Annotated in this window: 6 protein-coding genes and 1 pseudogene; 5 read left to right on the plus strand and 2 right to left on the minus strand. The window is 69.5% G+C overall.

From position 1 onward, the window contains the following. The first annotated feature begins 22 nt into the window (after window positions 1-22). Both ACLLJJ_RS19515 and ACLLJJ_RS19520 read left to right on the plus strand, forming a co-directional pair. The gene (locus ACLLJJ_RS19515; protein WP_434593116.1) at window positions 23-2,944 is read left to right on the plus strand and encodes a helicase-related protein; all 2,922 of its coding nucleotides are present in this window, start codon (window positions 23-25) and stop codon (window positions 2,942-2,944) included. Then, entirely contained in the window at window positions 2,944-7,104 is a 4,161-nt protein-coding gene (locus tag ACLLJJ_RS19520; protein ID WP_434593119.1) for an Eco57I restriction-modification methylase domain-containing protein, read from the plus strand. Before ACLLJJ_RS19515 ends, ACLLJJ_RS19520 begins: the two co-directional genes overlap by 1 nt. A 418-nt stretch (window positions 7,105-7,522) precedes the next feature. Here ACLLJJ_RS19520 and ACLLJJ_RS19525 read toward each other — a convergent pair whose 3' ends face one another. Next, window positions 7,523-8,266, minus strand: a complete 744-nt coding sequence (locus ACLLJJ_RS19525; protein WP_434593121.1) for a hypothetical protein — start codon at window positions 8,264-8,266, stop codon at window positions 7,523-7,525. Window positions 8,267-8,489: 223 nt separating this feature from the next. Here ACLLJJ_RS19525 and ACLLJJ_RS19530 point away from each other — a divergent pair, with 223 nt between their 5' ends. The 3 genes and pseudogenes from ACLLJJ_RS19530 to ACLLJJ_RS19540 all read left to right on the plus strand — a co-directional run. Next, window positions 8,490-10,913, plus strand: coding sequence for an AAA family ATPase (locus ACLLJJ_RS19530; RefSeq protein ID WP_434593124.1), 2,424 nt, complete (start codon window positions 8,490-8,492; stop codon window positions 10,911-10,913). Next, entirely contained in the window at window positions 10,910-11,458 is a 549-nt protein-coding gene (locus tag ACLLJJ_RS19535; RefSeq protein ID WP_434593126.1) for a hypothetical protein, read from the plus strand. The genes ACLLJJ_RS19530 and ACLLJJ_RS19535 overlap by 4 nt, the downstream gene beginning before the upstream one ends. Window positions 11,459-11,694: 236 nt before the next feature. After that, window positions 11,695-11,883: pseudogene (locus ACLLJJ_RS19540) on the plus strand (transposase domain-containing protein); the annotation flags it as partial. Here the strand turns inward: ACLLJJ_RS19540 and ACLLJJ_RS19545 are convergent. Further along, window positions 11,811-12,023: a hypothetical protein gene (locus ACLLJJ_RS19545; RefSeq protein ID WP_434600694.1), complete on the minus strand. Its 213-nt coding sequence runs from the start codon at window positions 12,021-12,023 to the stop codon at window positions 11,811-11,813. The pseudogene ACLLJJ_RS19540 and the gene ACLLJJ_RS19545 overlap by 73 nt on opposite strands. Window positions 12,024-12,031: the final 8 nt, after the last annotated feature.

The following is a 12,031-nucleotide window of genomic DNA, read 5'->3' on the forward strand; positions in this document are numbered from 1 at the left end:
ACACCTTCGCGAGGAAGCCCCAATGACGTACACACCCACCCCCGGCTCCCTGGTCACCGCCCGTGGCCGCGATTGGGTCGTCCTTCCCGACAGCGAGCCCGACCTGCTGGTGCTGCGTCCCCTGGGCGGCTCCGACGACGATATTTCGGCCGTCTTCCCCGCGTTCGAGCAGGTACGGGACGCTCAATTCGCGCCCCCACCCCCGGCCGACCTTGGCGATCAGCGGGCGGCCGGGCTGCTGCGCTCCTCCCTGCGGATCGGCTTCCGATCCGGCGCCGGACCGTTCCGCTCCCTCGCCGGCATCGCCGTGGAGCCCCGCGCCTACCAGCTCGTCCCTTTGCTGATGGCTCTGCGGCAGCAGACCGTACGGATGCTGATCTCTGACGACGTCGGTATCGGCAAGACCATCGAAGCGGGCCTGATCGCGAAGGAACTCCTCGCCCAGGGTGAGGCCAAGGGCCTGGCCGTGCTCTGTTCGCCCGCTCTGGCCGAGCAGTGGCAGGAGGAGCTGCGGACCAAGTTCGGCATCGACGCCGAACTCGTCCTCGCCTCCACAGTCTCCCGCCTGGAACGCGGCCTGGACCTCGGCCAGTCCCTGTTCGACCGGTACCCGCACGTCATCGTCTCCACGGACTACATCAAATCCACCCGGCACCGGGACGACTTCGTACGGCACTGCCCCGACCTCGTCATCGTCGACGAGGCCCATACCTGCGTCGCCGCCGACGACACCGTCTCGACCCAGAACCAGCTCCGTTACGAGCTTCTGCGGCGCATCGCGGAGGACACCGACCGACACCTGCTGCTGGTCACCGCGACCCCGCACAGCGGTAAGGAAGCCGGTTTCCGCAATCTCCTCGGCCTGGTACGTCCAGAGCTGGCCGACGTGGATCTGGAGACGGACCGCGGACGGCGGCTCCTCGCCCAGCACTTCGTGCAGCGCAAGCGTGCCGACGTACGCCAGTACCTCACCAAAGAGAGCGGGCTCCCCGACAGCAGCCTGGCCGAAGAGACCGTTTTCCCGTCCGACCGTGAGTCCAAGGACGAGAAGTACAAGCTGTCCCCGGCCTACCGGGCGCTGCTCGACGACGCCATCGCCTATGCGAGCGAGCGCGTCCAGGCGGCGGGCGAGCAGGGCCGGCGCGAGGCGCGTATCGCCTGGTGGTCCGCGATCGCGCTGCTGCGCTCCCTGGTCTCCTCGCCCAGGGCTGCCTCCCAGACCCTCTCGACCCGCTCGGTCGCGGCCGTCGCCGCCAGCGCCGAGGAGGCCGACCGGCTCGCCGCCCCGCTGACCCGTGACTCCGCGGACAGCGATGCCCTGGAGGGCCTGGACGCGGCTCCCGGCGCGGAGACCGACGGCGCCGGAGCCCGGCTGGCCGACCTCGCCGAGCGGGCCGCCGCGCTGGAGGGCCCGGCAGACGACCTCAAGCTCGCGGCCCTTGTCCGGCACCTCAAGGCGCTCCTGAAGGACGGCTACCACCCGATCGTCTTCTGCCGGTACATCCCCACCGCCGAGTACGTCGCCGAGCACCTGGAGAAGAAGCTCGGCTCCAAGACGGTCGTCAAGGCCGTCACCGGCACCCTCTCCCCGCAGCAGCGCCTCACCCGCATCGAGGAGTTGGCGACACTCGCGGGAGACGACCCCGCTGCCCGCCGCGTCCTCATCGCCACGGACTGCCTCTCCGAAGGCGTCAACCTCCAGCACCACTTCGATGCCGTCGTCCACTACGACCTGGCCTGGAACCCCACCCGCCACGAGCAGCGCGAAGGCCGCGTGGACCGGTACGGGCAGAAGCGCGACAAGGTCCGCGTCATCACCCTCTACGGCATCGACAACGGCATCGACGGCAAGGTCCTCGAAGTCCTCATCGCCAAGCACCGCCAGATCCGCAAGGACCTCGGCATCTCGGTCTCCGTCCCCGACGAGGCGTCCTCCGGCGTGACCGACGCCATCGTCGAATGGCTCCTGATGCGCGGCCAACAGCCCCAGCAGGAAGGGCTGTTCGCCGTCGAGGAACTGAAGACGGTGGATGCGAGGGCCGCCGCGCTGGAGAGCGAGTGGAACTCCGCCGCGGAACGCGAGACGACCTCCCGCTCCCGCTTCGCCCAACGTGCCATCCACCCCGAGGAGGTCGCCCGCGAGGTCGCCGCAATCCGCGACACCCTCGGCCGTGCGGACGAGGTGAGCGGCTTCGTCCGGCACGCACTGACCGCCCTCGAAGCGCACGTCGTCGAAGCCGGCGACGGATCGGGCGACTTCACTGCCGAGGTCAGTGGCGTCCCCGCCGGACTGCGCGACGCCCTCGCCCCCGTCGCGGGCGCCGAGGCGGTCGAGTCCGGGCGGCCCATCCCGTTCCGCACCACGGCGGCGGTGGCCCGGGGCGAAGCCGCCCTCGTCCGTACCGACCCCGTCGTCGGAGCGGTCGCGGCCCACGTCCTTGACGCGGCCCTCGACGCCGAGGCGGTGGGCCGTCGCCCCGCCCGGCGCTGCGGAGTGGGGTCCACGAAGGCCGTGACCGTTCCTACGACGCTGCTCCTGGTCCGTTACCGCTTCCACCTCACCCTGCCCTCCCGGCAGGGCAGCCGCAGGATCGTCGCCGAGGACGCCCGCCTCCTCGCCTACCAGGGCTCGACGAAGAACCCGGTCTGGCTCCCCGAGAAGCAGGCTCTCGCCCTGCTGACCGCTGAGGCCGCGGAGAACACGGACGACTACTTCCAGGAACGGACGATGCGCCGCACCCTCGAACAACTGGGTTCCGTACAGGGGCACTTGACAGACTACGGCGACGAACTCGCCGCAGAGCTGCACGAGTCCCACCGGCGGGTCAGGCGCGCGTCCGACGAAATCGTGCAGGGCCTGAAGGTGGCAGCCCAGCAGCCCGCCGACGTCCTAGGTGCCTACGTCTACCTGCCCCCGATCACCGCAGACGGAGAGGGGGCCTGATGTCCGCCACCACCCGCAACCAGGTCTTCTCCGCCGTGCACACCGTCGGTGGCCTGCTCCCCGCCGACATGCTCGTCCGTATCTCGGAGAGCAAGGAGGGCAAGGACGTTCCGGGCTCCGGCCCCGCCGACTACCACGTGATCGGTCCCCGCCGGTCCGTCCGCGACGAGGCCGAGCGCCACTGGGACTATCTCAAGGGCGTCTGGCGCGAGCTCCGCGAGAAACTGCCCGTCAGTGCCGAGGCCGAGCTGCCCGCCGACCCGACCGGCCTCGCCGTCGACCAATGGCTGGAGCCGCTCTTCAACGAGCTGGGCTTCGGCCGGCTCACCACGGTCGCGACCGGCGCGTACCGCGCCGACAGCGACCCGGAGCGCGTGTTCCCCATCAGCCACCACTGGCAGCACGTGCCCGCGCACATGGCGGCCTGGAACGCCCTGCTCGACAAACGGCCCGGCGGCGCGGGCACCGTACCCCCGCACTCCCTCCTCCAGGAGTGCCTGAACCGGCGCGAAGCCCACCTGTGGGGCATCCTCACCAACGGCCGGCAGCTACGCCTGCTGCGCGACTCGAATGCCCTGGCCACCGCCTCGTATGTCGAGTTCGACCTCGAAGCCATCTTCGACGGCGAACTGTTCAGTGAGTTCGTCCTGCTCTACCGGCTGCTGCACGTTTCCCGCTTCGAGACCGGAGAAGCGGGGGTGCCGTCCGCTTGCTGGTTGGAGCATTGGCGTACGGAGGCGATCGCCTCGGGCACCCGGGCGCTCGACCACCACCGCGACGGCGTCCAGCGGGCCATCACCACCCTCGGTACGGGCTTCCTGCGCCACCCGGCCAACGCGGACCTGCGCGACAGCCTGGACGCCGACCGCTTCCACGAAGCGCTGCTGCGTCTCGCCTATCGGATGATCTTCCTCTTCGTCGCCGAGGATCGCGAAGCTCTCCACCACCCCGACGCGAGCGACGACGCCCGCAAGCGGTACGCCAAGTACTTCAGCTCCGCCCGCCTGCGCCGCCACGCGCTGCGTCGTCAGGGCACCGCGCACGCCGACCAGTACGCCGCCCTGCGCATCGTCCTGGACGCCCTGGGCCGTGAGGACGGTCGGCCCGAGCTGGGCCTGCCCGGCCTCGGCGGACTATTCGACGACGCCCCGGCCGATGCTCCCCTGCGTAACTGCACCCTGTCCAACGCCTCACTCCTGGAGGCGGTGCGCCATCTCGCCCGTGTGCGCGACGAGAAGACCGCGCGCTGGCGTCCGGTGGACTACCGCAACATGGGCTCCGAGGAGCTCGGCTCCATCTACGAGTCCCTCCTGGAACTGGTCCCCAAGCACAGCGCCACTGAGCGCTCCTTCGAACTGGTCAACCGGCTCGGCAACGACCGCAAGAAGACCGGCTCCTACTACACCCCCAGCTCGCTCATCGAGACCCTGCTCGACTCCACGCTCGATCCGGTGATAGACGATGCCCAGAAGCGCGGGGAGCAGGCCGCCACGGCGGCGGGCGAGCCGGACCCGTCGGGAGCGATCGTCCGCGAGCTGTTGTCGCTGACGGTCTGCGACCCGGCCTGCGGTTCGGGCCACTTCCTCGTCGCGGCGGCCCGCCGCATCGCCAAGCGGGTGGCGGCGGTACGGGAGAGCAACCCGGAGCCGCCCCCCGTCGCCGTACGCACCGCCCTGCACGAGGTCGTCGCCCGCTGCGTCTACGGCGTGGACCTCAACCCGATGGCGGTCGAACTGGCCAAGGTCTCGCTGTGGCTGGAGGCCCTGGAGCCGGGCAAGGCGCTGGGCTTCCTGGACGCGCACATCAAGCACGGGAACGGCCTGGTGGGCACGACCCCCACGCTGATGCTCGGCGGCATCCCGAACAAGGCGTTCAAGGCCGTCGAGGGCGACGACGAGAAGTACGCCAGGTTCCTGGAGAAGCAGAACGACCTAGAACGCAAGGGCCAGAGTGGCCTCTTCGAGGTGGTCGTGGAGACGAAGGTCTCCAACACCGCCTTCGCCTCTGGCCTCCGCCGGATCATCACGGCCCCGTCGGGCAACCTGCGGCAGGTGCACGCCCAGCAGGCGGCGTACGAGAAGTGGCGGGACGAGAAGGAGTACGTCCACGCACGGCACCTTGCCGACGCCTGGTGCGCCGCGTTCATGTGGCGCAAGACCAAGGATGCCCCGGCCCCCGTCACCCACGAGGTGTTCCAGGCCCTGCGGGACTCCGAGGCCCGGTCCGCTTCGAAGGCGACCCACGACGAGATCGACGAGCTGCGGGACCTGTACCGCTTCTTCCACTGGCACTTGGAATTCCCGGAGGTCTTCACGGTTCCGGAGAGGGTCGACGGGGACGACGCGGTGGACCCGGCTACGGGGTGGGCGGGCGGTTTCTCTTGTGTGGTGGGCAACCCGCCGTGGGACAAAGTCGACTTCGAGGACAAGAAGTACTTCAGCGTGGTCGAGCCGTCGATCGCAGCGATCGCAGGTACGGCGCGGCGTACGCGGATCGCCGAGTGGGAGGCCGAGAACGAGGAGGCCGGGAACCCGGAGGCGGGCAGGCGCTACCGGACGGCGCGGCGGACGGTGAAGTCCACGTTCCTGTTCGCAGGGGGCTCGGGGGCGTTCCCGCTGTGCGCGAAGGGGCTGACAGCCAAGGGGGTCAACTCCCTCCAGACGGACCAACTGTTCGCGGAGCGCTTCGCGACGATCGCCGCGCCCAGGAGCCGCTTCGGCTGCATCCTCCCGACGGCCATCGCGACCGGCGCGGGAGCGCAGTATCTGTTCAGCGACTTCACCCGGCGGGGCGCGGTGGCGGCGCTGTACGACTTCGAGAACCGAAAGCCGCTTTTCGTGGGGGTGCACGCCAGCTATAAGTTCTGTCTGCTCTCGTTGGCTGGCAAGGACCTGCGGGAGCCTGCGGCCCGCTTCGCGTTCTTCCTGGAGGACCCGGCGGACTTGGATGATGCGGAGCGGGTGTTCGCGCTCAGCCCCGAGGAGATTGCCCTCATCAATCCCAATACAGGGACGCTGCCGATCTTCCGGACGCGGAGGGACGCGGATCTAACGGCGGCGATCTACCAGCGTATTCCGGTGCTATGGAATGAGACGGAGCGGGGTGGCAATCCGTGGGGGATCTCCTTCAAGCGGCTCTTTGACATGACCGACGATTCGGATCTCTTCCGTACCCATGAGGAGCTGGAAGGGGAGGGCTGGGAACTGCGTGGCAATGTGTTCGTGCAGGACGGGAAGCGGATGCTGCCGCTGTACGAGGGCAAGATGGCTCACCACTTCGACCACCGCTGGAACAGCTACTACGGCACGGGCAACGAGGACCGCAGGCGCCTCAGCCTTACGGAGAAGCAGGACGCGTCAGTGACAGCCATGCCGCGGTACTGGATCGCGGATGAAGGACTCATTCCAACTGTTCGGAAGGGCAAGGAGGCCGAAATTTCTGGAGTCGGCCTGAGGCGCAGGGAACTTGGCTGGGAGCGGAACTGGCTCTGTGGGTGGCGCGACGTCTGTCGAGCAACGGACGAGCGCACGGCAATCGCAGCATTTCTGCCGATTTCCGCTGTTGGACACAAGTTCCCGTTGATGCTGCCCGATGTGTCGCCAGTCCTGGTTGCCGCGTTGATCGCCGCCCAGAGTTCTCTTGTCTTTGACTATGCAGGTCGGCAAAAAATCGGCAGCACCAGCATGGGGCTCTTCATCTGGAAGCAGTTGCCGGTACCGAATCCAGCTACATTTGAGCCGCACGCGCGATTCCTTACACCGAGAGTGCTTGAACTCCTCTACTCGGCGCTTGACATGGGTTCTCTCGCCCGGGACCTCGGTGATACGGGCGAGCCCTTCCGCTGGGACGAAACCCGCCGAGCTCAGATCCGCGCCGAGTTGGACGCGTACTTCTTTCACCTCTACGGGATCAGCCGCGAAGATGCGGACTACATCCTGGAGACCTTCCAGACGGAGCCCAAGGGCGGCCTGAAGCACAACGAGATCGCCAAGTACGGCCACTACCGCACCAAGGACCTGGTCCTCGCCGAGTACGACCGCATGGCCGCAGCCGGCGTAAGCCTCACCACGCCCCTCGCGGACGGCGAGAACTACACCTCCACGCTCACCCCGCCGCCCGGCCACGGCCCGCGTCACCCCGCCGAGCACGAGCCTGCTTGACGAGCGCGGTCCGGGTGTCAAGACGTGGTCGATCTTGCCAACCTTGAGGTCTCGGATCAGGGTCCGCAGGGCGTCATGCGTGTCCGTGAAGTAGGTCTGCTCCTGCCCTGCGACCGCGATGTAGGCGTTTCCCGTTGGGTGCGGTACTCGGTCACGGGGAATGGTGACGCTGTTGAGCGAGCGCTGGGACTCGTACCGTCACCCCTCGGGCGGCAAGGTCGTCTACGCGGTGCTGCCTCTCACGCGAGAGGCAGCAGACGGCGCGGGACGTGGTGCCCGAGCGAGCGGCTTGAGTTAGCGGTCTGAGCGGACGGCGGCCTGCCCCCGCGCAGTCGTTCCACCGTCGCCCTCGACGTCGTGGTGTTCGGAGGCGCCACCGAAACACCCGTCGGTCGAGGGCGGGCAGCGGCCGACGGGATCAGCTGTTGTCCCGCCGCCGCTCGTCCGTACAGGCGAGCCACAGCGCGTGGGCGCGGCGCAGCTCGGCGATCGCTTCTTCGTTCAGTCCCGGGTCGGAGAACGAGACGTCGGCCAGCCGCGTGACGATCTCCGTCATGTGCTCGGTGACGACGGCCGAGCGGCGGGCGTGCGCGTCGGTGCGCTGGGCGGCGGTCCGTTCCCGTACGGCCATCATCTCCGTCAGCGAGCCGTAACCGGGCTGCTCAGCGTCGTACAGGGAGGGGATCCGGGGGAGGTCGGCCGCCGCAAGCACGGGCACGGGGTCGTGGACGTCCGGCGGCGTCCGCGCGTCCTCTTCCCCGGACTCCTCCGTGCCCAGGATGCGCAGCACGACCCGCCGTTCCGTCTCGGAAGCCGCGACCCCGGCCGCAAGGTGGTCGAGTTCGTCGAGGAGGGCGGGTACGGCGGCCGAGTCCCCTTCGGTGAGGCGGTCTTCGAGTTCACGCGCGATGGCTTTCCCGCGCTCCGAAGCCATGTCGAGCCGCGTGTTGCACGCGCCGATCTCCTCGAAGGCGCGCTGCGCCGTCCGCAGCGCCAGGTCCAGGACATCGCCGGGCTCACCCGCCAGCATGCGGGTGTGGTGGAGCAGGGCGTGAACGTGTGTACGCGCTGCCTCCAGCGGATCCTGCTCCAACTCGGGCTGCTCCCCATGCCGTTCGTCGCCGGCGAGGTCTTGCGTCCTGTTCGGTCCGGTCAGCTGCACTTCTTGGCCCCTCTCGTTGTAGGTCGCTTCGGTCGAGCTGTGTCCACCGGTTCCGCGGGCAGACCGGTAGCCCGTGCGCACACGAAAACACCGTACACGTATTCGAGTTAGTGGATATGGAAAATATCTGTTGACAACGCCAACGTACTGGATGGATGATCCAAGGGTGAACGGCGTGGCTCTCAGGTCGCGCTCACCGCCCGATCGTGCAAGGAGCACCGCCATGACCGACGACACACCTCTGTATCAGCTGCTCAACGACCGCCTCAGCGCGTCCGAACTGGCCCCCGGGGCAGCCGCCCTGCTGCGCGGGATGCTTCCCGGGACGATCCCGGAGAAGACCGGACGCGCCGGGCCCGTGTACCTGCGCTCCATCACTGCGGCGGGCTGGCGGGGGGTCGGTCCCGAGACCACGCTCTACCTGCCGCCCGGCCCCGGGCTGACCGTCGTCGCGGGGAGCAACGGCACCGGCAAGTCGAGCTTCGCGGAAGCCGCCGAGATGGCGCTGACGGGACTCAACGCTCGCTGGGACGGCAGCAACGGCAAGGCCCGTACGGCGGTGTGGAAGGAAGGCTGGCGCAACCTGCACGACTCCACGGTCCCGGCCGTCTCCGTGGGACTCACCCTGGACGACACCGGCGACCCGGTCACCGTGCGCCGCACGTGGTACGGCGCGAAGGTGGACGAGGCGCGCACGACGGTGGAGCGGGCGGACGGTACTGAGCAGAAGCTGGAGGAGAGCATCGACGCCTCGACGCTCTCCCTCTACCGCCCGTTCCTGCCGTACAGCGAGCTGGGCTCGATGGTTGACGGGACGCTCAGCGCCCTGCACAACACCCTGGCCCGGTTCGTCGGGCTCGGCCAGCTCGGCGACATCGACGACCTGCTCGCGGCCCGCGTCAAGGCGTGCAAGGACGTCGAGACCCGGCCCCGCGACCTGAAGACCGCGGCCACCGATGCTCTTGCCGGACTCGACGACCAGCGTGCCGTCGAGGCTGCTCGGGCACTCGGCGGAGGTACCTCCGATGCGGCCGCCGTCCGCGCCCTGCTGGACCGCGACGTGGTCACCGCCTCCGGTGCGGACGTCCGCCTCCGGGCGCTCGCCTCCCTGTCCGGCCCCGACGAGCGGGAGGTCTCCGGGGCGCTGGCGCGGCTGCGGGAGGCCGCTGCCGCAGCCGAAGACGCACGGCACTCCAACGCCGAGGATGCACGGCGCCTCGCCGGGCTTCTGGAGAGCGCCCTCGAACACCGCCGCCGCTCCCAGGGCGCCGAGTGCCCCGTCTGCGGCGCCGCGGACCGTCTGGACCGGGCCTGGGCGGACGGCGCACGGGCGCAGATCGAGCGGCTTCAGTCGGAGGCGGCCGGGGCCGAAGCGGCCCGGCGGACGCTCGGTGGCGCGCGGCGTGCGGTTCTCGACCTGGTGCAGCCGGTCCCCGACCTGCTGCGCGACGAGGAGTCGGAACTGGCGGGCCTCTGGCGCGAATGGGCCCTGTGCCGCAGCCTGACCGACCCCGACGAGCTGGCGAACCGCGTCGAACGCGTCGCCCCGACGCTGGACGCGGCCTGCCGACAGGTCGGCGAGGAGGCCGCCCGCAAGCTCACCGACCGCAACACCGCCTGGCGGCCCGCAGCCGTTCGGCTCGCCGAGTGGCTCGACGCGACGGAGAAGGCCGCGGAGGCGAAGGACCGGCGCAAGGAGGCCGAAGCGGCCCGTTCCTGGCTCAGGACACAGACGGACGAGCTGAGGAAAGAACGGATGGCGAAGTTCGAGAAGCAGTCGCAGGACGTGTGGAACAAGCTCTGCGAAAGCAGCAGCGTGTCGCTCGGGTCCATCGCGCTGAAGGGCACGGCCGCGCGGGGGAGCGTACAGCTCGGTGTCTCCGTGGACGACCAGGAGGCACCCGCGTACAGCGTGATGAGCCAGGGCGAACTGCACTCGCTCGCCCTGTCGCTGTTCATCCCGCGCGCGACGCACGACGACAGCCCGTTCGGCTTCCTCGTCATCGACGACCCGGTGCAGTCGATGGACACGCAGAAGGTGGAAGGGCTGGCCGCCGTCCTGAACGACTGCGCCCGCCACCGGCAGGTGGTCGTCTTCACCCACGACACCCGCCTGGAGCAGGCCATCGCCCACCTCGGCATCGAGGCGACGATCCTCCACATCTCCCGCGAGAATGACTCGGTCGTCACCGTCGAGAAGCGGAGCGATCCCGCCAAGCAGGCGTTCGGGGAGGCACGTGACGTCTCCTACGACCAGCATCTGCCCCAGCGCGTCGCCGACCGGGTGATCCCGGCCATGTGCCGGCTCGCCCTTGAAATCGCCTGCACGGAGGCCGCACGCCGGACGCTGCGGGACGATCACGGCCTTGGCCTCGCGGAGATCGAGGAGCGTATCGCCCCGCTGGAACGGACCAAGGAGTTCGTGGCCCTGGCCTTGCTCGGAGATTCCTCCGGAGAGTCGCAGCCGGTCGTCGAGAGCCTGTACGCCGGGGGATGGGCGCTGATCAACGAGCTCAACGCGAGCTCCCACCACCCGGGACTGCCGACCGTGGACGACCGCAAGCAGCTCGTGGCGCGTACGGAGAGGCTGGCCACGGCGATCCGGCGCGGCCGCGGAACGGGCATGTCGCAGGGTGGTGCCCGATGACGGACAACGCCCGCGAGCTCGTCTCCTCCGCCGAAGCCCTGCTGCGGCCTCCGGCGGGCACGGCGGAATCGCTCAGCCCCGGGACACGGGCCCGCGCCGCCGCCATGCTGTTGCGTCTCGCTCTCGACCAGCGGCTGGACGACTTCTGGAAAGGTGTGACCCCTGCCATGACGCGCACCGCCAAGCACCGCATGTTGTGCCTGGAGGCGTACACGGACCGGGGGACCGCCCGGCGCTGGCGCCTCACCTGGTCCGCGCTCAGTGCTGTCTGCCACCACCGCGTACCCGATCTGCCTCCCATGCCCGCCGAGATCCAGGCGCGTCTGCTGGAGGTGAACGCCCTGCTGGACGGACTCGACGGGGCGCCCACGGCCACGGCGGCCGTGGTCATCCCGGCTCCGGTTCCCCCGGCCGGCCGGACCACGGCACTGACCGCGACTCCCGCCGTGTTCCCGGCGGGGGACCTGCGGGCGGGCCGCCCCGTACCGAAGCCCTGCCCGCCGCAGGGACGGCGGGCCGAACCTCCGGTCGTCGGCAGCCCGTGAACGTATAAGGAGCCGTCCGCGTCGTCTACGGCTCAATGCCGGGAAGCTTGGCTTGATCATCTCGTGTGCGGGCGCTGGATGCAGCGAAGCTCCTGTAGAACGAGCGATCTACCACGATCGACTTGTTCGGAACAGGAGCTTCGTTGTCTGGGGAGTCTGGCATAGAGGGGTCGTCGCGTGCGAGCGCGGGACAGACGGGGCAGCTGGGTGTGTTGCGCCAGGTTGTGACACGGCGGATGGTCACGGATGTGCTGGCGGCTTCCGGCCGCGGGGACCGGCGTAGTGACGGCAAACTCTGCGCGGTGACGTGTGTGTTCTTCGTGCTCGCGTTGACGCTGTTCCCGAGAGACGGCTACCGGTCGGTGCTGTCGAAGCTGGCCGGTGGGACGGCGCGGCTGGCCGCGCGGGGCCAGCTGGTCTCCTCCTCGGCGCTGCGGCAGCGCCGCGTCACGCTGGGCCCGGAGCCGTTCCGGTTACTGTTCGAGCGGATCGCCGGGCCGGTCGGCACGGTCGCGATGCCGGGGGTGTTCTGGCGGGGGCTTCGGCTGGCCTCGGTGGACGGCACGTTTCTCG

This window comes from Streptomyces sp. A5-4 (assembly GCF_051131715.1).
Taxonomy (GTDB): domain Bacteria; phylum Actinomycetota; class Actinomycetes; order Streptomycetales; family Streptomycetaceae; genus Streptomyces.